The 21,958-nt window shown below is 70.3% G+C and carries 22 protein-coding genes; 9 read left to right on the top strand and 13 right to left on the bottom strand.

Annotated elements, in window-relative coordinates; translation table 11 throughout:
- Positions 1-160 precede the first annotated feature (160 nt).
- The 3 genes from pta to pyk all read left to right on the top strand — a co-directional run bounded on the left by pta (position 161) and on the right by pyk (position 4,975).
- Positions 161-2,263, top strand: coding sequence for a phosphate acetyltransferase (gene pta, locus IGS69_RS24370; RefSeq protein ID WP_190902642.1), 2,103 nt, complete (start codon positions 161-163; stop codon positions 2,261-2,263).
- A complete protein-coding gene (locus IGS69_RS24365) occupies positions 2,260-3,474 on the top strand; it encodes an acetate kinase (protein WP_190902641.1) in 1,215 nt (404 codons plus the stop codon). The genes pta and IGS69_RS24365 overlap by 4 nt, the downstream gene beginning before the upstream one ends.
- A 73-nt stretch (positions 3,475-3,547) precedes the next feature.
- Complete coding sequence (gene pyk, locus IGS69_RS24360; protein ID WP_190902640.1) at positions 3,548-4,975, top strand: pyruvate kinase; 1,428 nt, start codon at positions 3,548-3,550, stop codon at positions 4,973-4,975.
- A 105-nt stretch (positions 4,976-5,080) separates the two neighbouring features.
- Here the strand turns inward: pyk and IGS69_RS24355 are convergent, their stop codons facing one another.
- The 4 genes from IGS69_RS24355 to IGS69_RS24340 form a co-directional block, all read right to left on the bottom strand.
- Positions 5,081-6,448 (bottom strand): prolipoprotein diacylglyceryl transferase, encoded by a 1,368-nt coding sequence (locus IGS69_RS24355; RefSeq protein WP_190902639.1) that lies wholly within the window; start codon positions 6,446-6,448, stop codon positions 5,081-5,083.
- Positions 6,438-7,001, bottom strand: coding sequence for a DUF6114 domain-containing protein (locus IGS69_RS24350; RefSeq protein ID WP_190902638.1), 564 nt, complete (start codon positions 6,999-7,001; stop codon positions 6,438-6,440). Before IGS69_RS24350 ends, IGS69_RS24355 begins: the two co-directional genes overlap by 11 nt.
- Before the next feature lie 118 nt (positions 7,002-7,119).
- Complete coding sequence (locus IGS69_RS24345; RefSeq protein WP_190902637.1) at positions 7,120-7,752, bottom strand: DUF6230 family protein; 633 nt, start codon at positions 7,750-7,752, stop codon at positions 7,120-7,122.
- 620 nt (positions 7,753-8,372) lie between these two features.
- Positions 8,373-9,350 carry a tetratricopeptide repeat protein gene (locus IGS69_RS24340; protein ID WP_190902636.1) on the bottom strand — a complete coding sequence of 326 codons (978 nt, stop codon included), beginning with the start codon at positions 9,348-9,350 and terminating at the stop codon, positions 8,373-8,375.
- A gap of 235 nt (positions 9,351-9,585) precedes the next feature.
- Here IGS69_RS24340 and IGS69_RS24335 point away from each other — a divergent pair, with 235 nt between their 5' ends.
- A complete protein-coding gene (locus IGS69_RS24335) occupies positions 9,586-10,197 on the top strand; it encodes a TetR/AcrR family transcriptional regulator (protein ID WP_190902635.1) in 612 nt (203 codons plus the stop codon).
- 4 nt (positions 10,198-10,201) lie between these two features.
- On the opposite strand, the gene IGS69_RS24330 is transcribed toward IGS69_RS24335, so the two are convergent.
- From IGS69_RS24330 to IGS69_RS24310, 5 genes are all read right to left on the bottom strand, one after another.
- Positions 10,202-11,902 (bottom strand): acyl-CoA mutase large subunit family protein, encoded by a 1,701-nt coding sequence (locus IGS69_RS24330; RefSeq protein WP_190902634.1) that lies wholly within the window; start codon positions 11,900-11,902, stop codon positions 10,202-10,204.
- Between the two features lie 110 nt (positions 11,903-12,012).
- Positions 12,013-12,351 carry a DUF3817 domain-containing protein gene (locus IGS69_RS24325; protein WP_190902633.1) on the bottom strand — a complete coding sequence of 113 codons (339 nt, stop codon included), beginning with the start codon at positions 12,349-12,351 and terminating at the stop codon, positions 12,013-12,015.
- A 43-nt stretch (positions 12,352-12,394) separates the two neighbouring features.
- Positions 12,395-12,904 (bottom strand): MarR family winged helix-turn-helix transcriptional regulator, encoded by a 510-nt coding sequence (locus IGS69_RS24320; RefSeq protein ID WP_031105038.1) that lies wholly within the window; start codon positions 12,902-12,904, stop codon positions 12,395-12,397.
- Positions 12,905-12,989: 85 nt separating this feature from the next.
- Entirely contained in the window at positions 12,990-13,283 is a 294-nt protein-coding gene (locus IGS69_RS24315; RefSeq protein WP_030854324.1) for an MTH1187 family thiamine-binding protein, read from the bottom strand.
- Positions 13,280-13,624: a DUF3817 domain-containing protein gene (locus IGS69_RS24310; RefSeq protein ID WP_190902632.1), complete on the bottom strand. Its 345-nt coding sequence runs from the start codon at positions 13,622-13,624 to the stop codon at positions 13,280-13,282. Before IGS69_RS24310 ends, IGS69_RS24315 begins: the two co-directional genes overlap by 4 nt.
- Positions 13,625-13,793: 169 nt before the next feature.
- Here IGS69_RS24310 and IGS69_RS24305 point away from each other — a divergent pair, with 169 nt between their 5' ends.
- From IGS69_RS24305 to IGS69_RS24290, 4 genes are all read left to right on the top strand, one after another.
- Positions 13,794-14,426 (top strand): AIM24 family protein, encoded by a 633-nt coding sequence (locus IGS69_RS24305; RefSeq protein ID WP_102911820.1) that lies wholly within the window; start codon positions 13,794-13,796, stop codon positions 14,424-14,426.
- 1 nt (position 14,427) lies between these two features.
- Complete coding sequence (locus IGS69_RS24300; RefSeq protein WP_190902631.1) at positions 14,428-15,078, top strand: AIM24 family protein; 651 nt, start codon at positions 14,428-14,430, stop codon at positions 15,076-15,078.
- Positions 15,075-15,875: an AIM24 family protein gene (locus tag IGS69_RS24295; RefSeq protein WP_190902630.1), complete on the top strand. Its 801-nt coding sequence runs from the start codon at positions 15,075-15,077 to the stop codon at positions 15,873-15,875. Before IGS69_RS24300 ends, IGS69_RS24295 begins: the two co-directional genes overlap by 4 nt.
- 116 nt (positions 15,876-15,991) lie before the next feature.
- Entirely contained in the window at positions 15,992-16,468 is a 477-nt protein-coding gene (locus IGS69_RS24290; protein WP_190902629.1) for a MarR family winged helix-turn-helix transcriptional regulator, read from the top strand.
- Positions 16,469-16,480: 12 nt separating this feature from the next.
- On the opposite strand, the gene IGS69_RS24285 is transcribed toward IGS69_RS24290, so the two are convergent.
- Both IGS69_RS24285 and IGS69_RS24280 read right to left on the bottom strand, forming a co-directional pair.
- Entirely contained in the window at positions 16,481-17,905 is a 1,425-nt protein-coding gene (locus tag IGS69_RS24285; protein WP_190902628.1) for a sensor histidine kinase, read from the bottom strand.
- Positions 17,902-18,570: a response regulator transcription factor gene (locus tag IGS69_RS24280; protein ID WP_190902627.1), complete on the bottom strand. Its 669-nt coding sequence runs from the start codon at positions 18,568-18,570 to the stop codon at positions 17,902-17,904. Before IGS69_RS24280 ends, IGS69_RS24285 begins: the two co-directional genes overlap by 4 nt.
- Before the next feature lie 116 nt (positions 18,571-18,686).
- Between IGS69_RS24280 and IGS69_RS24275 the strand changes: the two genes are divergently transcribed.
- Positions 18,687-19,322, top strand: coding sequence for a PepSY domain-containing protein (locus IGS69_RS24275; protein WP_190902626.1), 636 nt, complete (start codon positions 18,687-18,689; stop codon positions 19,320-19,322).
- 364 nt (positions 19,323-19,686) lie between these two features.
- Here the strand turns inward: IGS69_RS24275 and meaB are convergent, their stop codons facing one another.
- Together meaB and IGS69_RS24265 are read right to left on the bottom strand one after the other, a co-directional pair.
- Positions 19,687-20,643, bottom strand: coding sequence for a methylmalonyl Co-A mutase-associated GTPase MeaB (meaB, locus tag IGS69_RS24270; protein ID WP_030854298.1), 957 nt, complete (start codon positions 20,641-20,643; stop codon positions 19,687-19,689).
- Positions 20,644-20,692: 49 nt separating this feature from the next.
- On the bottom strand, positions 20,693-21,910 hold the full coding sequence (locus IGS69_RS24265; RefSeq protein WP_190902625.1) for an acetyl-CoA C-acetyltransferase: 1,218 nt from the start codon (positions 21,908-21,910) through the stop codon (positions 20,693-20,695).
- Between the last annotated feature and the right edge of the window lie 48 nt (positions 21,911-21,958).

Below are 21,958 nucleotides of genomic sequence, written 5' to 3'. Positions count from 1 at the left end.
AGCCCGCCGCGGAACCCCTGGCCTGACGGGCGCCTTATCCAGCGACAGAGGTATTGTCAAGAGGGTTCTGCTCACCTCGGTGGGCGATTTTTGTGCCCCCGGCTGGACAGCGGTGGGTGTGAGGCCTGCGCCCCCCATCGAGACGAAACGGAGAGCGCGCGTGACCCGCAGCGTGTACGTGACCGGCATCGACCGCGGCGACGGACGCCAGGTCGTCGAACTGGGGGTCATGGAGCTCCTCACCCGGCAGGTCGACCGGGTCGGTGTGTTCCGCCCCCTGGTCCACGACGGACCCGACCGCCTCTTCGAGCTGCTGCGCGCCCGCTACCGGCTCACCCAGGACCCGGCGACCGTCTACGGCATGGACTACCACGAGGCGTCCGCCCTCCAGGCCGAGGCCGGCACCGACGAGCTGGTCTCCACCCTCGTCGACCGCTTCCACCGGGTCGCGCGGGACTACGACGTCGTCCTGGTCCTCGGCACCGACTACGCCGACACACAGCTGCCGGACGAGCTGTCGCTCAACGCCCGGCTGGCGAACGAGTTCGGCGCGTCCGTGATCCCCGTCGTCGGCGGCCGCAAGCAGACCGTCGAGTCCGTGCTCGCCGAGACGCGCAACGCCTACCGCGCCTACGACACCCTGGGCTGCGACGTCCTCGCCATGGTCGCCAACCGGGTGGCCCGCGAGGACCGCGACGAGATCGCCGGCCGGCTCGACTCCCGGCTGCCCGTGCCCTGTTACGTCCTGCCCGACGAGCCCGCCCTGTCCGCGCCGACCGTCTCGCAGATCGGCCACGCCCTCGGTGCCGAGGTGGTGCTGGGCGACGACTCCGGGCTCGCCCGGGACGTGCTCGGCTTCGTCTTCGGCGGCGCCATGCTGCCGAACTTCCTGGGCGCCCTGACCCCGGGCTGCCTCGTGGTCACCCCGGGCGACCGGTCCGACCTGGTCGTCGGCTCGCTCGCCGCGCACAGCGCCGGCACCCCGCCGATAGCGGGCGTGCTGCTCACCCTGGACGAGGTGCCCGGCGACCACATCCTCACCCTCGCCGACCGCCTCGCCCCCGGCACCCCGGTCCTGTCGGTGGCCGGCACCAGCTTCCCCACCGCCGAGCAGCTGTTCTCCATGGAGGGCAAGCTGAACGCGGCCACCCCGCGCAAGGCGGAGCGGGCCCTCGGCCTGTTCGAGCGGTACGCCGACACCGCCGGCCTCGCCCGCCGCGTCTCCGCGCCGAGCAGCGACCGCGTCACGCCGATGATGTTCGAGCACAAGCTGCTGGAGCAGGCCCGCTCCGACCTGCGCCGGGTCGTCCTGCCCGAGGGCACCGAGGAGCGGGTGCTGCACGCCGCCGAGGTGCTGCTGCGCCGGGGCGTGTGCGAACTGACGCTGCTCGGCCCGGTCGACCAGATCCGCAAGAAGGCCGCCGACCTCGGTGTCGACCTCGGCGAGTCCCAGCTGATCGACCCGGCCACCTCCGAACTGCGCGACACCTTCGCCGAGAAGTACGCGGCCCTGCGCGCCCACCGGGGCGTCACCGTGGAGCTCGCCCACGACGTCGTCTCCGACGTGAACTACTTCGGCACGCTGATGGTCCAGGAGGGCCTCGCCGACGGCATGGTGTCGGGCTCGGTGCACTCCACGGCGGCGACGATCCGTCCGGCGTTCGAGATCATCAAGACCAGGCCGGACGCCGGCATCGTCTCGTCCGTCTTCTTCATGTGCCTGGCCGACAAGGTCCTCGTCTACGGCGACTGCGCGGTCAACCCGGACCCGAACGCCGAGCAGCTCGCCGACATCGCCATCCAGTCGGCGACCACGGCCGAGCAGTTCGGCGTGGAGCCGCGGATCGCGATGCTGTCGTACTCCACCGGGACCTCGGGTTCCGGAGCCGACGTCGACAAGGTGCGCGAGGCCACCGAGCTGGTACGCGCGCGCCGGCCCGACCTGAAGATCGAGGGCCCGATCCAGTACGACGCCGCGGTGGAGCCGTCGGTCGCGGCGACCAAGCTGCCCGGCTCCGAGGTCGCCGGGCAGGCGAGCGTGCTGATCTTCCCCGACCTGAACACCGGCAACAACACCTACAAGGCCGTACAGCGCTCGGCCGGCGCGATCGCCGTCGGCCCGGTGCTGCAGGGTCTGCGCAAGCCGGTGAACGACCTGTCCCGGGGCGCCCTGGTCTCCGACATCGTGAACACCGTCGCGATCACCGCGATCCAGGCCCAGACGCCCGCCCCGTCCCCGAGCGAGAAGGCGACCGCCCAGTGAGCCCCGCCCGTGTCCTCGTCCTCAACTCCGGCTCCTCGTCGCTGAAGTACCAGCTGCTCGACATGCGCGACAGCAGCCGGCTGGCGGTGGGCCTGGTCGAGCGCATCGGCGAGCAGACGTCCCGGCTGAAGCACACCCGGGCCGGCGGCGAGAGCCGGGAGCGCGGCGGTGCGATCGCCGACCACGACGCCGCCCTGAAGGCCGTGGCCGAGGAGCTCGCCAAGGACGGCCTGGGCCTGGACTCGCCCGAGCTGGCCGCGATCGGGCACCGCGTGGTGCACGGCGGGAAGTTCTTCACCGAGCCGACCGTCGTCGACGACGCCGTGCTCGCCGAGATCGAGCGGCTCATCCCGGTGGCCCCACTGCACAACCCGGCCAACCTCACCGGCATCCGCACCGCCCGGGTGCTGCGGCCGGACCTGCCGCAGGTCGCCGTCTTCGACACGGCGTTCCACACGACCATGCCGGAGTCGGCCGCCCGCTACGCGATCGACGTCAAGACCGCCGACGAGCACCGCATCCGGCGCTACGGCTTCCACGGCACGTCGCACGCCTATGTCTCGCGGGCCACCGCCGCGCTGCTGGGCAAGGACCCCTCCGAGGCGAACGTGATCGTGCTGCACCTGGGCAACGGGGCGTCGGCGTCGGCCGTGCGGGGCGGTCGCTGCGTGGACACTTCCATGGGGCTGACGCCTTTGGAGGGGCTCGTGATGGGTACGCGCTCCGGAGACATGGACCCGGCCGTCATCTTCCATTTGATGCGTGTCGGTGGAATGTCCGCCGACGAGATCGACACTCTTCTCAACAAGAAGAGCGGTCTGATCGGTCTGTGCGGTGACAACGACATGAGGGAGATCCGCCGCCGCGTCGACGAGGGCGACGAGCAGGCCGAGCTGGCGTTCGACATCTACATTCACCGGCTGAAGAAGTACATCGGCGCCTATTACGCCGTACTCGGACGGGTGGACGCGGTCGCCTTCACGGCCGGTGTGGGCGAGAACGCGGCTCCTGTGCGGGCTGCCGCCCTGGCGGGGCTGGAGGAGCTGGGCCTTGCGGTGGACGGCGAGCGCAACGCCGTACGCGGCGACGCGGCACGGCTGATCTCGCCCGAGGGCGCCCGGGTCGCCGTGGCGGTGGTGCCCACTGACGAGGAATTGGAGATCGCGACACAGACCTACGCGCTGGTAATTGGTTCGGGGAATCACACCTGAGCGGCATGCCGCCCTTTTGTATTTTCCGCCAGACGGAATATTCCGCTGCGAAACAAACCGATAGGATCGCCCCATGCGCCGTTCGAAAATCGTCTGTACTCTCGGCCCTGCGGTCGACTCCCACGATCAGCTTGTCGCGTTGATCGAAGCCGGCATGAACGTGGCCCGCTTCAACTTCAGCCACGGCAGCCACGCCGAGCACCAGGGCCGGTACGACCGGGTCCGTGCCGCCGCCAAGGAGACCGGCCGGGCCATCGGTGTCCTCGCCGACCTCCAGGGCCCGAAGATCCGTCTGGGGACCTTCGCCGAGGGTCCCGTGGAGCTGGTGCGCGGTGACGAGTTCACCATCACCACCGAGGACGTCCCGGGCGACAAGACGATCTGCGGGACGACCTACAAGGGTCTGCCCGGCGATGTCAGCAAGGGCGACCCGATCCTCATCAACGACGGCAACGTCGAGCTGAAGGTCACCAAGGTCGAGGGCTCCCGGGTGAGGACGATCGTCATCGAGGGCGGCGTCATCTCCGACCACAAGGGCATCAACCTGCCCGGCGCGGCCGTCAACGTGCCCGCGCTGTCCGAGAAGGACGTCGACGACCTCCGCTTCGCCCTGCGGATGGGCTGCGACCTGGTCGCGCTGTCCTTCGTCCGGGACGCCAAGGACGTCCACGACGTGCACCGCGTCATGGACGAGGAGGGCCGCCGCGTCCCCGTCATCGCCAAGGTGGAGAAGCCGCAGGCGGTGCAGAACATGGAGGACGTCGTGATGGCGTTCGACGGTGTGATGGTCGCCCGCGGTGACCTGGCCGTCGAGTACCCGCTCGAGAAGGTCCCCATGGTGCAGAAGCGCCTGATCGAGCTCTGCCGTCGCAACGCCAAGCCGGTGATCGTGGCGACCCAGATGATGGAGTCGATGATCACCAACTCCCGTCCCACCCGCGCCGAGGCCTCCGACGTGGCCAACGCCATCCTGGACGGCACCGACGCGGTCATGCTGTCGGCCGAGTCGAGCGTGGGCGCGTACCCGATCGAGACCGTGAAGACGATGTCGAAGATCGTCACCGCGGCCGAGCAGGAGCTGATGTCCAAGGGCCTGCAGCCGCTGGTGCCGGGCAAGAAGCCGCGCACGCAGGGCGGTTCGGTGGCCCGGGCCGCCTGCGAGATCGCCGACTTCCTCGGCGGCCGGGGCCTGGTGGCCTTCACGCAGTCCGGCGACACCGCCCGCCGTCTCTCGCGCTACCGCGCGGCGCAGCCGATCATCGCCTTCACCACCGACGAGGGCACCCGCAACCAGATGGCGCTGAGCTGGGGCGTGGAGCCGTACGTGGTGCCGTTCGTGAACAGCACGGACGAGATGGTCGACCTCGTCGAGCAGGAGCTGGTGAAGCTGAACCGCTTCAACGAAGGCGACATCGTGGTCATCACCGCCGGTTCGCCCCCCGGCGTGCCCGGCACCACCAACATGGTGCGGGTCCACCACCTGGGCGAGGCCAAGGGCTGATCCGTCCACGGGCCGTGAAAGCCCCTGGACGCCACCGAGGGCGCCCCCTGGATTCCAGGGGGCGCCCTCGGTGTGTGCGGCTCGCGAACGGGCTGTGAGGGGCGCTCAGCCGGTGACGAAGTTGTGCAGCCCCGGCACGTGCAGCGTCCCGCCGAACTGGCCGGCCTGCTGGACCTTCACGTTGGTGAAGTAGATCAGCGGGATGTTCAGCGGCGGCGGGTGCTCCGGGTCGAACGTGATCGGGATCAGCCCGAGCAGGTTGCCGGAGATGCTCTCCGTGTACATCACGGTGTCGCCGTTGCGGATCGTGGACGTCGAGCCCTTGGCCGCCTGCACGTGGTAGGTCTTGCCGGACTGCTTGTCCTGGACGGTCTGGTGCAGGTCGCCGATGTCGGTGCCGCCGGATATGACGTACTTCAGCACCTTCTTGACGGAGCCGTTGGCGGTCCGCACCTCGACGACGCCCTTGTAGTCGGCGCCCTTCAGCGTCAGCGAGCTGGCGTTGAGGAACCACGGGTCGTCCGGCAGCGGCACCTTGTTGTCGACACCGCCCTCGGCGTCGGTGGCGGCCGGGCAGTCGTCGGCGTCCGTGGTGGCGCTCGGGGAGGGGCTGGGCGAGGCGGTGGCCTCCTCCGCCTTCTCCGCCGCGTCCTCGGCCGCCTTCTCGACGGCCTTGGTGGTGTCCTCCGCCGTCTTGCCGGTGTCCTTCACCGGGTCGGACGCCTTGCCGGTGGTGTCCTCGACGGTGTCCTCGACCTTGCCGGTCGTGTCCTCGGCGGCGTCGGAGGCGTCCTCGGCCGGCTTCTCGGCGCTCTGCGACGCCGACACGGACGGGGTCGGGGTCGGGCTGGGGCTCGCCCCGTCCTCACCCTTCCCGCCGTCGAAGATGCCGCCGATCGCGTCCCCGATGCCCTCCAGGATGTTGCCGGGGCTCTCGGACGGCTCGGGGGACGGAGTGGCGGCCGCGTCGTCGCCGCCTGCGTCGGGCGCGCTCGTGGACGGGGTCGGCTTCGGCTCGGCCTTGTCGTCGGAACCTGAATCCGACGAAGAGGAACCGCCGTTGTTCGCCTCCGTACCACCCGAGGGGGACGGCTTCGGGGCGGTGTCGCCCTGGTCGTCCTTCTCGTCCGTCGCGCCGTCGCTCGCCGAGGGGGACGGCGTGGGCGAGGCGGACGCGTCACCCTTGGAGTCCTTGTCGGAGTCCTCCAGGGCCGCCACACAGTCCTTGTACTCGTCGGCCGTCAGGCTCTTGGAGGTCGGCGCCGCCGGGGTGTCGCTGTCGGCTATGGCGAGCGTCGATGTGAAGCCCATGCCCATGAGCACCGCCGTCGGCATCGCCGCCATGGCTATCGCCTTGCCGGCCGGCCTGTTGAACCTGGTGAACAGCGGCTTCTTGGGAGCCGCGTGGCGCGGCCCGGTTCTCACACGGGATGCCTCCACATCAGCCCCGTGGGTCACCTCGTCAGCCGGCACTGTGCCTCCCGTTCGCCCCGTTGGCCGGGTTCGTTCCTGACAGATCGTTCGGCTCATCCACCCCGTCCACGGGCCGCAGCTCCGTGGTCTCGTGGTCCGTGGCCTCGGGAGTCCCGCCCGTGCCGGTGCTTGCCATCGCGGCGGGCTGTCCCGCGGGACGTCCGCCCGGCGCCCAGGCCACGGCCATCGCCCCGCCCACGAGGGCGAAGAGGAAGCCGATGAGGAAGCCGCCGAGATTGGACACGGGAATGGACACCAGCGCCAGCAGGATCGCCGCGACTCCCGCGAAGACGCGGACGTGCTTCTGGAACCAGAGGCTCACGCCCAGTACGACGAGCAGCACGCCGATGATCAGGGACCCGGCACCCGCGGTGGTCGCCATCGCCAGCGTCAGGTGACCGATCTGGAGATTCGCGTACGGGAAGTAGGCGATGGGCAGTCCACTGAGGAGGACGAACAGCCCGGCCCAGAACGGCCGCTCACCCCGCCAGGCGCGGAACTGCTGCCTCCGGAGGGTCAACTGGCCGGTGGCGGCAGGAGTCTCGGCGCTCATGGAAAAACAGCTCCCTGGTACAGCGTTGCTGTGGTGGTGATGTGGGCCCCGCGTGAAGGCGCGGCCGGAAGGTGGACGGGCGGGGGCGCCACCGGCTCCCCCGCCCGTCATCGAGTGCTTAGTAGCACTCCTTGACACCCGTCGACAGCGACATCTTCAGGCCGCTGAGCTTGAAGGTTCCGGCGGTGGTCGCCCACGCCGTCTGCTTCACGTCGGTCAGGGTCGCCTTGTCCGCCTGCTGGGCGAAGCCGTACGGGTTGGCCGACTCGCCCTTCCGCATGGCCGGGCCCTTGTTGGCGTCCTTGGCCGCCACACCGATGTCGATGTTCTCGAACGTCGCATCGGCGCTGAGGTCGGCGACGTCGATGTAGAGGTTCTGGGCCTCCACCGGCTTCGCACCCTGACCCGCACGCAGGATCAGGCTGACGTTCCCGAGCACCGGAATGTTCGGGGTGACGACCGACTGGCACAGGTTCTTGATCGTCGCCTGCTTGAACGACGAGACGGCGACCGGGTGGACGGCCTTCTTGCCGTCCATCGTGTATCCCTCATCGAGGGCGCCGTACTGCGAGAAGCCCGTGCCGACGAGCTGGTCGGTCGTGACCTTGAACGACTGCCCGGAGACACTGAACGACGCGGCGAGAGCGCCCTGCGCGAGGGCGACACCTATCGCAGCCGTGGCGGCGACGCTGGGCACCATGACCACAGCGAACCGCTTCCATCTGGTCCCGCCACGCACCTGGGACTCCATATTTCCTCCTTCTCGGACGTACATCTCCTGTCCTGGCTCGCCCCGATTGGCGGCTCAGCCGGGCAGGGATGGGAGAAGTGCTACGTCCTCGGGAAGGAGAGCGCCTGCACTCGGCGGCGCAACTGCGCCCGAATCACCGGCGATCACCCCCGAGCGACAACCACTGGTCGCGCCTGACACGCATCACGCACAACCCTGCTGGACAGGCTTCGCCGGAAGGGCGAAGACCCCCCTGTCCAAGAGCCGGCGCCACTGCCGCCGGCTCTGCTCGGTGGGGACCCAGGTTGTCCGCGACCCAACCGGCTGCCGGGGTACGGGAATGGACCGAGCGTGGCCGATCGTGGTGCATTCTCGCCGCCCGCACAAGGGGGTTCGTTACTGGCTAGTAACGGCCGGATAACCGAACAACGACCCATAGGTCTCGGCCGGCCACACAGGGTGCTGCCGGGGGGCGGTACAAAGCTGTTGATCGATGGACAGAATCCGACAGATCAACGTCCATGACTTACTCGCAGTAACAGCGGCCGCGATTACCAAGTTTTGGTAAAGCGCGGCCGCAGTGACCCTCTGTCGGCAGAGTTTTCACGCGGGCACCACAGGCCCGCGCGTTTAACGACTGGTCAGAACAGGGCGCGCGCCAGAGCCCTGCGCGCCGCGATCACACGGGGGTCGTCGGGCCCGACGACGTCGAACAGCTCCAGCAGCCGCATCCGCACGGTGTCCCGGTCGTCACCCACCGTGCGCTGCACGGTCTCGATGAGCCGGCCGAAGGCGTCCTCGACATGGCCGCCCACCAGATCCAGATCGGCGGCGGCGATCTGCGCCTGCACGTCGGCCGGCTTCTCGGCCGCGTCCCGGCGCACCTGCTGCGGGTCGAAGCCCTGCACCCGCTGGAGCAACTCGGCCTGCGCGAGACCCAGTTTGGCCTCCTCGTTGCCCGGGTCCTCGTTCAGCACGTTCTTGTACGCCTGGACGGCACCGGCCAGGTCGCCCGAGTCCAGCGCCTGCACGGCGGCCTCGAGGAGCCCGTCGTACGGACCGGCCGGCTGCTCGGCGGCCGCCGCCGGGCCGCCGCCCGGCTCGGCCTCGGGGTCGACGGTGAGACCGGTCAGACCGAAGCGCTGCTCGCCGACCTGCACCAGCTGGTCGAGCGTCTGGCGGATCTGCGCCTCGCCCGCCGCCCCCTGGAAGAGCGGCAGCGCCTGCCCCGCGACGACCGCGAACACCGCGGGGATCCCCTGGATGCCGAACTGCTGCATCAGCATCTGATTGGCGTCGACGTCGACCTTGGCGAGCAGGATCCGGCCGTTGTACTCGACGGCCAGCCGCTCCAGGACCGGGCTGAGCTGCTTGCAGGGCTCACACCACTCGGCCCAGAAGTCGATGACGACGGGCACTTCGGCGGAGCGCTGCAGGACGTCCCGCTCGAACCCCGCCTCGTCGACGTCGATGACGAGATCGGCCGGGGAGATCGCCCCCGTCCCGCCCTCCCGGGCTGCTTGCGCGCGCGCCTGCTCCGCCTTCGCCTTGGCCTCCTGGGCCGCCTTCACCGCGGCGAGGTCGACGACTCCGCTCATGGACATGTTCCGTGGCTGCATACGCCTATACTCCCCCGTCCCGCGCGCGTGTGAAAAACGGTGTGAAAAGCCGGGCCGGTCCGTGCCCTTCGGCGCCGGGTCCCCACCCACGCCGCGTGTGGCAAGGCCCGTGTACGTCCGTCACGGGCTTTCGCTACGAGTCGTAGCGTAATGCCACGCCGGGGCGCCGGGACACCACCTCCCGGTGATCTCCCTCACGGGGCCGCGCGGGAACCGCCGGTTTATGGTCGGGTACATGCACAGTCGCAGCCCAGCCGTCCGTTCCGGGCGCCCGCGCAGCGCCGAGGCGGACACGGCGATCCTGGCCGCGACCCGTGAGGCGCTGGTGGAGCTGGGCTGGTCCAAGCTCACCCTGGGAGACGTGGCGACGCGCGCCGGCGTCGCGAAGACGACGCTCTACCGCCGTTGGGCGGGCAAGAACGAACTGGTCGTCGACGCCGTGGCCGAGCTGTTCGACGCGCTGGAGCTGCCCGACTGCGGCTCGCTGGCCGCCGACATCGAGGGCGTGGTGCTGCAGTTCGCCGCGATCCTCGCCCTGCCGGAGGCGAGGAGCGGCCTGATGGCGGTCGTGGCGGAGGCCACCCGCGACGAGGCCCTGCGTGAACGCATCCGCGCGTCCGTGGTCGACCGCCAGAAGCGGCTGGTCCTGGAGGGCCGCGCACGGGCCCAGGCGCGGGGCGAACTCCCGGCGGAGGAGGACCCGGAGTCGGCCGCCCGCACGGTGGACCTGATCTTCGACATGGTGGCGGGCGCGGTGGTGCACCGCACCCTGGTGAGCGCGGAACCGGCCGACGAGGAATGGGTCCGCGGCTTCACCAGGGTGCTGTTGCAGGGGCTGGGGTCGTAGGCCGTCAGAAGCCGGCCGGCTCCGTGTACACCCCCCACTCGTCCCGCAGCACGCCGCAGATCTCCCCGAGCGTGGCCTCCGCCCGTACCGCGTCCAGCATCGGCTCGATCATGTTGGCGCCGCCGCGGGCGGCGGCCAGCATGGCGTCGAGCGCGGTGCGCACCGCGGCGTCGTCCCGGGCCGCCTTGCGCCCGCCGAGCACCCGGACCTGCTCGCGCTCCACCTCGTGGCTGACGCGCAGGATCTCCAGGTCACCGGTGACCGACCCGTCGTGACAGTTCACGCCGACGACCCGCTTGTCGCCCTTCTCCAGCGCCTGCTGGTAGCGGAACGCCGACTCGGCGATCTCCCCGGTGAACCAGCCGTCCTCGATGCCGCGCAGGATGCCGGAGGTGACCGGGCCGATGGGGTGCCGCCCGTCGGGGTGCGCCCGCAGCCCGCGCTCCTTGATCTGGTCGAAGATCTTCTCGGCGTCCGCCTCGATCCGGTCGGTCAGCTGCTCGATGTACCAGGAACCGCCCAGCGGGTCGGCCACGTTGGCGACGCCGGTCTCCTCCATCAGCACCTGCTGGGTGCGCAGCGCGATCTCCGCGGCCTGTTCGCTCGGCAGGGCGAGGGTCTCGTCGAGGGCGTTGGTGTGCAGCGAGTTCGTCCCGCCGAGCACGGCCGCCAGTGCCTCCACGGCCGTCCGTACGACGTTGTTGTACGGCTGCTGCGCGGTGAGGGAGACCCCCGCGGTCTGCGTGTGGAAGCGGAGCCACTGGGCCTTCTCGGACGTGGCGCCGTAGACGTCTCGCATCCAGCGGGCCCAGATCCGCCGGGCCGCGCGGAACTTGGCGATCTCCTCGAAGAAGTCGACGTGCGCGTCGAAGAAGAAGGACAGACCGGGGGCGAAGACGTCCACGTCCAGCCCGCGCGACAGACCCAGCTCCACGTACCCGAAGCCGTCCGCCAGCGTGTACGCCAGCTCCTGCGCGGCCGTCGCCCCGGCCTCGCGGATGTGGTAGCCGGAGACGGACAGCGGCTTGTACGCGGGGATGCCGGCCGCGCAGTGCTCCATGAGGTCGCCGATGAGCCGCAGGTGCGGCTCGGGCTGGAAGAGCCACTCCTTCTGGGCGATGTACTCCTTGAAGATGTCCGTCTGGAGCGTGCCGTTGAGGACGGACGGGTCGACGCCCTGCCGTTCGGCGGCGACCAGGTACATGCAGAAGACGGGGACGGCCGGGCCGCTGATGGTCATCGACGTCGTGACGTCACCCAGCGGGATGTCCTTGAACAGGACCTCCATGTCGGCCGCCGAGTCGATGGCGACGCCGCAGTGCCCGACCTCGCCGAGCGAGCGCGGGTCGTCGGAGTCGCGGCCCATGAGCGTCGGCATGTCGAAGGCGACGGAGAGCCCGCCTCCGCCGTTGCGGAGGATCATCTTGTAGCGCTCGTTGGTCTGCTCGGCGTTGCCGAACCCGGCGAACTGCCGGATGGTCCACGTCCGCCCTCGGTAGCCGGTCGCGTACAGGCCGCGGGTGAAGGGGTACTCCCCGGGCCAGCCGATCCGGTCGAACCCGTCGTAGGTGTCACCGGGCCGCGGCCCGTACACCGGATCCACGGGGTCGCCGGAGAGCGTGGTGAAGTCGGCCTCGCGCTTGCGTGCGGCGTCGTACCGGGCCTGCCAGCGGCGGCGGCCCTCCTCGATGGCGTCAGCGTCCATACCCTCGAATTTACTTGGACGTCCTAGTAAATGTCGATGGCTGACGGCAGTGACCTGGCGAACGGGTGAGAACGACCGCCGCACGCACGCGTGCGGCGGTCCGGGGGCGCCTAAGCCTTGACCGTCGCGGGCGCGTCCTGGGCGAGCCGGCCCTCCAGCTCGTGGCTGATCCTGCGCTCCACGAAGAACGCGGCCGTGGGGATCGTGCCGGCCAGCAGCACCCACAGCTGCTTCTTGACCGGCCACTTCGCCTTGGAGCCGAGGTCGAAGGCGAAAACCAGGTAGACGACGTACAACCAGCCGTGCGCGATGCTGACCACCTGGGTGAAATCAGCCGCGCCGCCCAGGTGCAGGACGTACTTGCCGATCATGCCGAGGGTCAGCGCGACGAGCAGCACACCGGTGACGTAGGCCATGACCCGGTAGCGGGTCAGCACGCTCTTCTTCATGCCGTCGAGCGTAACGACCCGTTCCGGGGGATCTTGCCCCGGGTCACTCCTCCTCGAAGTCACCGGCCGAGACGCGCAGCGGCCGCAGCATCGCGAAGATCTCCGCGCACTCCTCGGCGTCGTACGTCCCGAGCCCGAAGTCCATCGCCATCAGGTCCCGGGTGGCCGACTCGACGACTTCGCGGCCCTTGTCGGTGATGCTGGCGAGGGTGCCGCGGCCGTCGTTCGGGTTGGGCCGCTTGGCGACCAGACCCGACTTGACCAGCCGGTCCACGGTGTTCGTCACGGACGTGGGGTGCACCATGAGCCGCTCACCGATCTTGGACATCGGCAGCTCGCCGGACTTGGAGAAGGTGAGCAGCACCAGCGCCTCGTAGCGCGCGAAGGTCAGCCCGTAGGGCCTGACCACCGCGTCGACCTCGCCCAGCAGGATCTGCTGAGCGCGCATGATCGAGGTGATCGCGGCCATGGACGGCACGTTTCCCCAGCGCTGCTTCCAGCGTTCGTCGGCGCGCGCGATCGGATCGAAGGAGAGACTGAGCGGCTTCGGCACGAACCCGACCTTACCGGCCGGTCACATGGCGGTCAGCCCTGTCTCGCCCTTCGGGCGGGCGGGGTCGGGTGCGTGTGCGGGGCCGCTACTCGGCGAGGTGCCGCTCCACGGTCTCCACCTTGGACGTGAGGCCGTCCGTCACGCCGGGGCGGATGTCCGCCTTGAGGACGAGGGAGACCCGGGGTGCCCGGCGCTCGACCGCGGCGACCGCGCGCCGGACGACGTCCATGACCTCGTCCCACTCTCCTTCGACGGACGTGAACATCGCGTCGGTGCGGTTCGGCAGCCCCGACTCGCGCACCACCCGCACGGCGTCGGCGACGTACTCCCCCACGTCCTCGCCGACCCCGAGCGGCGTCACGGAAAAGGCGACGATCACGCGCCCACCACGTCTTCCTTGCGGGCCCGGGAGGCGATAACCGCGTCCTCGGCCTCACGCCGCAGCATGCGCTCGGCGAAGAACCCGCCGGCCGGCAGCACCGAGAGGACGAAGTACAGCCCGGCCGTCTTCAGCGACCACTTCGCCCGGTTCCACGCGTCGGCCCAGAAGATCACGTACAGCACGAACAGGGCGCCGTGCACCGCGCCCATCACCGGCACGGCGTTGAACTCCGTGGTCCGCTTCAGCACCGAGCAGACCAGCAGGAGGAGGAAGGAGATCGCCTCGGGGGCCGAGACCAGGCGGAGGCGGCGGATGGCGGTGGCGGTCTTGAGGTCCACGGGTCACCTTCGGTGTGGAGAGAAACAGTTTGTGAACACGCGCACAAGCGTCCCGCCCATTGTGGCAAACCGCCCGGGCCCCCGGCCCCCAGGGGTGCGCTCAGGGACGTTCTCCACCCACGGGCCCTGTCCCGGGGGCCGGACCTGCGGCTACCTTCCAGTCGTGGCGATGTTCCGACTTCAGAGCAGCAAGGTGCTCGCCGTCGACATGACCGGGGATGCCGTGAAGGCGAAGAACGGCTCGATGGTCGCGTACGACGGGGAGATGGCCTTCAAGAAGCTCAGCGGCGGCGGTGAGGGCATCCGGGGCATGGTGACCCGGCGGCTGACCGGTGAGCAGATGACGTTGATGGAGGTGAAGGGGCGCGGGACCTGCTGGTTCGCGGACCGCGCCTCCGAGATCAACCTGGTCAGCGTCCAGGGCGACAAGCTCTACGTCGAGTCGAGCAACCTGCTCGCGACCGACGGCGGGCTGCGCACGGGCACGGAGTTCACGGGTCTGCGCGGCGCCTCGCAGGGCAACGGGCTGTTCACGACGACCGTCGAGGGCCACGGCCAGGCGGCGATCATGTCGGACGGCCCGGCGGTGGTGCTGCGGGTGAGCGCGCAGTACCCGCTGACCGTCGACCCGGGGGCGTACGTGGCGCACCAGGGGAATCTGCGGCAGTCCTTCCAGTCCGGTGTGACGTTCCGCACGCTGCTCGGAGAGGGCGGCGGCGAGGCCTTCCAGATGCGGTTCGAGGGGGACGGGCTGGTGTACGTGCAGCCGAGCGAGCGGAACACGATCGCGGGAGACGTGTGAGATGGCCTTCCGGGAGATCAACGGGAAGATGGTCGAGGCGACGGTCGTGCCGGGACAGCGGCTGTTCAGTCAGCGTGGCGCGATGCTCGCGTACAAGGGCGAGGTGTCGTTCACGCCCAGCATGGCGGGCGGCCAGGGCGGGCTCATGTCGATGATCGGCCGCCGGGTGGCGAACGAGGACACCCCCCTGATGTCCGTCGAGGGCAGCGGCACGGTCCTGTTCGGGCACGGCGGGCACCACGTCCAGGTGATCCGGCTCTCCGGCGACACGCTGTACGTGGAGGCGGACCGCCTCCTGGCCTTCGAGGGCACGCTCCAGCAGGGCACGATGTTCCTGGGCTCGCAGGGGGGCGTCATGGGCATGGTGCGGGGCCAGGTCAGCGGCCAGGGGCTGTTCACGACGACGCTGAAGGGCCACGGAGCCGTCGCGGTCATGGCGCACGGCGGCGTCATCGAGATCCCGATCAGCCCGCAGCGGCCGGTCCATGTGGACCCGCAGGCCTACGTCGCCCACCACGGCGACGTCCGCAACAAGCTGTCCACGGCGCTCGGCTGGCGGGACATGGTGGGCCGCGGCTCGGGCGAGGCCTTCCAGCTGGAGCTGAGCGGCAGCGGTGCGGTGTACGTCCAGGCGTCGGAGGAGAAGCTGTGAGCACGTACGGAAGCCCCGGCGCCGGCCCCGTGGTCCTCGACCCGGCGACGCTGCCGGCGGACGACAACGTCAACGCGTACACCTTCTGCGTGGAACTGAAGGGGAGCCAGTGGTTCCTGCAGAAGGGGAAGATGATCGCCTACTACGGGTCGATCGACTTCAACGGCGTCGGACACGGCCGGCTGGACCGTCTCGTCCGCACGTCGTTCCATTCGCCACTGCACGCGAGCGACTGGGTCGTGGCGGAGGGCTCGGGCAAGATGCTCCTCGCCGACCGGGCCTTCGACGTCAATTCGTACGACCTCGAGGACGGCAACCTGACCATTCGCAGCGGCAACCTGCTTGCTTTTCAGCCAACTCTGTCGCTCAAGCAGTCAATCGTGCCGGGTTTCCTGACCCTCATCGGAACCGGAAAGTTCGTGGCCGCGTCGAACGGACCGGTGGTCTTCATGGAACCCCCGATCAGGGTCGACCCCCAGGCCCTGGTCGGCTGGGCCGACTGCCCCTCCCCGTGCCACCACTACGACCATGGGTACATGACCGGCGTCATGGGCGGTCTACGTGCGCTGACGGGCCTGGGCGGGGCCTCCGGCGAGGAGCACCAGTTCGAGTTCGTCGGCGCCGGGACGGTGCTGCTCCAGTCGTCCGAGACCCTGATGGCCGAGCAGGCCACGGGGGCCGTTCCGCACCAGGCCGGGGTGCCCGGCGGCGGAGCGCACAGCCCCCAGGCCGGACAGTCCGGCGTACCGCGCCTTCCCGGACAGCTGGGGGACCTCCAGCGTCGCTTCGGGCTGTGAGCGGTAGTCTGCGGAGTGTGACATCGAACGTCTGCGCACTGCTGTTCGCCAGGCGTGCGCGGTCACACGCCACCCCTCACTAGTTCGCCTTTCAACATTTTAGGTAGACTTCATTCATGGAGACCGAGACGGCCACCCGCTGGCTGACCGAAGCGGAGCAGTGCGCTTGGCGCACCCACCTGGAGGTCAACAGGCTGTTGACGTACCAGCTCGAGAAGGACCTGCAGCCGTTCGGCCTGACAATGAACGACTACGAGATCCTGGTGAATCTCTCCGAGTCCGAGGGCCAGAGGATGCGGATGAGCGACCTCGCGTCCGCCACCCTCCAGTCCAAGAGCCGCCTCTCGCACCAGATCACGCGCATGGAGAACGCGAACCTGGTCCGGCGGGAGAACTGCGAGTCGGACCGCCGGGGGCTCTACGCGGTCCTGACCGACCACGGCATGACGACGATGCAGAAGGTCGCGCCCCACCATGTGGCGTCCGTGCGCAGGCACTTCATCGACCTGCTGTCCCCCGAGGCCCTGACCGAGCTCGACAAGGCCCTCAAGCCCATCGCGGAGCACCTGCGCGGCCAGCGCGGGCGCCCGTAACCGCGGCGCCCGCTACCGCGATCCCCGCTGGACGAGCGGCAGGCGGAGTTCGAACAGGGCTCCGCCTGCGGGCCCCCGTCCTGCCGTGAGCGTGCCGCCGTGCCGGACGGCCACGTCGCGGGCGATGGCGAGTCCCAGCCCGGCTCCGCCGTCGTCGCGGCTGCGGGCCGCGTCCAACCGGACGAACCGTTCGAAGATCCGCTCCCGGTCGTCCTCCGGCACCCCGTCACCGTCGTCGGCCACCCCGACCACGGCCAGGTCACCCTCGCGCCGCACATTCACCGTCACGGCCGACCGGGCATGCCGCTGGGCGTTGTCGAGCAGATTGGCGAGCACCCTCCCCAACTGCCCCCGCGACCCGGCCACCTCCACCCTCTCCGCGTCCACGGTGACAGCCGACCGCCCCTCGGCCTGCTCCCGGGCGAGTCCGGCGAGGTCGACCGTCGCGTCGCCGGGCCGCTCCCCCGCGTCCAGCCGGGCGAGCAGCAGCAGGTCGGCCGCCAGCCGCTGCAGCCGGACGGTGTCCTCCACGGCCCCGTCCAGATCCAGCAGTTCGGGATGCGCGGCGGCCACCTCCAACTGGGTCCGCAGCGAGGCGATCGGACTGCGCAGCTCGTGGGACGCGTCGGCGACGAACCGCCGCTGCCGCTCCACGGATGTCTCCAGCGCCGCGAGCGTCTCGTTGGTGGTGCTGGCGAGCCGGGCGATCTCGTCGTGCGTGTCCGGCTCCGGAACGCGCCGCGCGAGGTCCTCGGACTGGGTGATCGCGGCCATCTCGCGCCGGATCCCCTCCACGGGCCGCAAGGCCCGCCGGGTGACCAGCCAGGTCACGGCCGCGACGACACCGAGCAGCAGCGGGAAGCCGATCAGCATCACCGTCAGCGCGGTCCGCACGGCCCCGTGCTCGGCGGCCAGCGGGGAACCGGCGTAGACCGTGAGGTGCCCCCGGTCGTGGGTCTCCACCTCGACGGCGGCGAACCGGTAGTCCTCCGCGTCCCCGTCGATGGTCGCCGACCCGTTGCTGAAGACGCTCTCCCCGGAGATCTCACCGGCTTCGAGGGACTCGCCCGCGTCGTCGGAGTCGTCATCGTCGTCCCCGGTCGGCTGCACCGCCGGCCGCGGCTTCACCTGCCCGCTGTCGGTCCCGCTGATCTCCTCCAGATCCTCACTGGCCGCGACCAGCCGCCCGTGCTCGTCCAGGACCTGCACAGGCCCGTCGTCGCCGTCCAGCCCCGAGAGCCTGTCGTACGACGTCCCGGCGGCGAGCTCGGAGGCGACCGCCCGCGCGGAGCGCTCCGCCTGCGTGCCGGCCTCGCCGATCAGGTTGGACCGCAGCGACAGCAGCACCGCGGCCCCGGCGGCCACGAGCGCCACCGCGACCACGAGGGTCGCGCCCAGCGTGGCCCGCGCCCGGACGGACCCGAACAGCCGCCTCACGGCGACCGCTCCAGCCGGTATCCGGCCCCGCGCACGGTCCGGATCAGCCCCGCCCGCAGCTTCCGCCGCAGCGTGCTGACGTACACCTCGACGATGTTCGGATCACCCTCGTACGCGAAGTCCCAGACGTGCTCCAGGATCTCCGACTTGGACACCACCTCGCCGGCCCGCAGCACGAGCTGCTCCAGTACGGAGAACTCCTTGGCGGTGAGGGTGATCTCGTCCTCGCCCAGGAACACCCGCCGGGCCGCGGTGTCCACCTTCAGGTCCCCGTGCACATGCACAGGCGAGGCCCCCGCGCCCTGCCCGCGCCGCCGCAGCAGCGCCTTGACCCGGGCGACGAGCACGACGTAGGAGAACGGCTTGGTCAGATAGTCGTCCGCACCGGTGTCGAGCCCCTCGGCCTCGTCGTACTCGCCGTCCTTGGCGGTCAGCATCAGGATCGGCACGTCGTGCCCGGCGGCGCGCAGGGCGGCGCAGACCCGGTAGCCGTTGAGGCCGGGCAGCATGATGTCGAGGATGACCAGGTCGTACGTGCCCTCCGAGGCCCGGTACAGCCCCTCCCGCCCGTCGTGGACGACGTCCACGGCGTACCCCTCGGCCGTCAGGCCCCTGGCGAGCGACAGGGCCAGCCGCTTCTCGTCCTCCACGATCAACAGGCGCATCCGTAAAGAGTGGCAAAAGGAACCTGAAGATCCCTTCAGGGGGCTTCAGGTTCCTCTCAGCCTCCGTCGGCCAGAGTCGAAGACGTCGCAAACAAAACGACTCGGGAGGAATCCGCATGAAGCGCAACATCGTGATCGCCGCTGTGACCGCCGCCGCCCTGATCGGAGGCGGGACGGCCACGGCTCTCGCGACCGCGGGAGGCGACCAGGGCGCGGCGCGGCAGGCGGCCACCACGCAGGCGTCGAACGACGACGACCGGGACGACGACGGCGACCGGGACGACGACGCCGAGAAGACGGTGTCGGCGGACGTGACGGCGTCCGAGGCGATCGCCTCCGCGCTGAAGCACACGTCGGGCACGGTGGTCTCCGCCGAGCTGGACGACGAGGACGACGGCGACAAGGTCGTCTGGACGGTCGACGTCCTCTCGGGCGACAGCACCTGGCACAGCGTGAGCGTCGACCCGGCCAGCGGCAAGGTCCTCGGCTCGCACACCGACGACGAGGACGACACGGCGCAGGTGCGGGCGGCTCTGAAGGGCTCGTCGGTGACGGCCGAGGAGGCGGCGAAGGCCGCCGCCGGCAAGGGCGTGGTGACGTCCGTGGACCTCGACGACGACGGCAAGAACACGTCCTGGGAGGCCGAGACCCGCAAGTCCGGCGGCGCCGAGCAGGACTGGAAGATCGACCTCGCCTCGGGCAAGGTCACGGCGGACGACCAGGACGACGACGAGGACGACGACCAGGACTGATCAGCGGTTGCACCGACCCTGCGTCTCGGGAGGCTCGGCGTCGGTGCTGAGGCGGGGTGGGTCCTCAGCTCGGCGTCTCGGGGTGCTCGGCATCGGCGCTGAGGCCGGGTGGGCTCGCAGCCCGGCGGAACGGGGTGCCGCTGCGCCCACCCGTGCCGCCCTTAGCGGCACGCATGCCCGCAGCTAGCCGCCGGACGGCGCAAGGGGTCGTGTCGGGGGGTGTCCGCCCGCAGCGGTTGGCGCGTCAACGGGGAGTTAGTCGGTACGCAACCCCATCGCGCCGTTCCGAGGACGGACACCCCCCGGCGCGGCCCCGACCCACACCCCACGCGAGGGCGAAAGGAACGCGCACCCCACCACCGGCTCAGCCCTCCGTCAACCCGGCCACCAGCTCGTCAGCCGCCCGGTAGGGATCCAGTTCGCCCGCGATGATCCGCTCCGCCAGCGCCCCGAGGCGCCGGTCGCCGTGCAGGTCCCCGATCCGCTCCCGCAGCGCCGTCACCGCGATCGTCTCGACCTCCCGAGACGCCCGCGACAACCGCCGCTCCGCGAGCACACCCCGCTCCTCCATCCACGCCCGGTGCTTCTCCAGCGCCTCGACGACCTCGTCGACGCCCTCCCCGCGCGCGGCCACCGTCTTCACGATCGGCGGACGCCAGTCGCCCGGCCCCCGGGACTCCCCCAGCCCCAGCATGTGGTTCAGCTCGCGGGCCGTCGCGTCCGCCCCGTCCCGGTCCGCCTTGTTCACGACGTACACGTCGCCGATCTCCAGGATCCCGGCCTTGGCCGCCTGGATCCCGTCCCCCATTCCCGGCGCGAGCAGCACCACGGACGTGTCCGCCTGCGAGGCGATCTCCACCTCCGACTGCCCCACACCCACCGTCTCGACCAGGATCACGTCGCAGCCGGCGGCGTCCAGCACCCGGATCGCCTGCGGAGCCGACCACGCCAGCCCGCCCAGATGCCCGCGGGTCGCCATCGACCGGATGTACACCCCCGGGTCCGACGCGTGCTCCGACATCCGCACCCGGTCCCCGAGCAGCGCACCGCCCGAGAACGGGGACGACGGGTCGACGGCGAGCACGCCGACCCGCTTGTCCTGCTTGCGGTACGCGGAGACCAGCGCCGAGGTCGACGTGGACTTGCCGACCCCGGGCGACCCGGTCAGTCCCACCACGTACGCCCCGCCCGTCAGCGGCGCCAGCGCCGCCATGACCTCCCGCAGCTGCGGGGACGCCCCCTCCACCAGGGAGATCAGCCGGGCCACGGCCCGCGGCCGGCCTTCCCTGGCCTGGGCCACCAGGGTGGAGACGTCCTGCATCACAGCTCCGTTCAGATAAGGGACGTACCGATGAGGGACGTACCGGGACTCAGGCCTTGGGCACGCGCACGATCAGCGCGTCCCCCTGCCCACCACCACCGCACAGCGCCGCCGCACCCACACCGCCACCACGCCGCTTCAGCTCCAGCGCGAGATGCAGCACGAGCCGCGCACCGGACATCCCGATCGGGTGACCCAGGGCAATGGCACCACCGTTGACATTCACCTTTTCGGTGGACACGCCGAGGTCCTTCATCGACTGCACGGCCACGGCGGCGAACGCCTCGTTGATCTCGATGAGGTCGAGGTCCGAGACCTCCAGGCCCTCCTTCTTCAGCGCGTGCAGGATCGCGTTGGACGGCTGCGACTGCAGCGAGTTGTCCGGCCCGGCCACGTTCCCGTGCGCCCCGATCTCGGCGATCCACTCCAGGCCGAGCTCCTGCGCCTTGGCCTTGCTCATCACGACGACGGCGGCGGCACCGTCGGAGATCTGCGAGGCGGAACCGGCCGTGATCGTGCCGTCCTTGGCGAAGGCCGGACGCAGCTTCCCGAGCGACTCCGCGGTGGTGTCACCGCGGATCCCCTCGTCCTTGCTGAACAGCACCGGGTCGCCCTTGCGCTGCGGGATCTCGACGGGCGTGATCTCGGCCTCGAACAGGCCGTTCTTCTGGGCGGCCGCCGCCCGCTGGTGCGACAGCGCGGCGATCTCGTCCTGTTCGGGCCGCGCGATGCCCAGGCGGGTGTTGTGCTTCTCCGTGGACGCGCCCATGGCGACGCCCTCGAACGAGTCGGTCAGACCGTCGTACGCCATGGAGTCGAGCATCTCGACGGCGCCGTACTTGAAGCCCTCACGGGACTTCGGCAGCAGGTGCGGCGCGTTGGTCATGGACTCCTGGCCGCCGGCGACGACCACGTCGAACTCACCCGCGCGGATGAGCTGGTCGGCGAGCGCGATGGCGTCGAGGCCCGACAGACAGACCTTGTTGATGGTCAGCGCCGGCACGTTCATCGGGATGCCGGCCTTGACGGCGGCCTGGCGGGCCGGGATCTGCCCCGCCCCGGCCTGGAGCACCTGGCCCATGATCACGTACTGCACCTGGTCGCCGCCGATCCCCGCACGGTCGAGGGCGGCCTTGATCGCGAAGCCGCCGAGGTCGGCTCCGGAGAAGGACTTCAGCGATCCGAGCAACCGTCCCATGGGCGTACGCGCGCCCGCGACGATCACCGAGCTGTTCGCTCCGGAAGTTCCGGACGTTCCAGAAGTCATGAGCTGCGATCCCCTTACCGGCCTGCACAGCCGAGGAGTGAACGAGGG

The sequence above is a fragment of the Streptomyces tuirus genome (assembly GCF_014701095.1).
GTDB classification, from domain to species: Bacteria; Actinomycetota; Actinomycetes; order Streptomycetales; family Streptomycetaceae; genus Streptomyces; species Streptomyces tuirus.
Note: the sequence above shows the minus strand (reverse complement) of the source record. Positions and strands in the feature narration are given on the sequence as shown.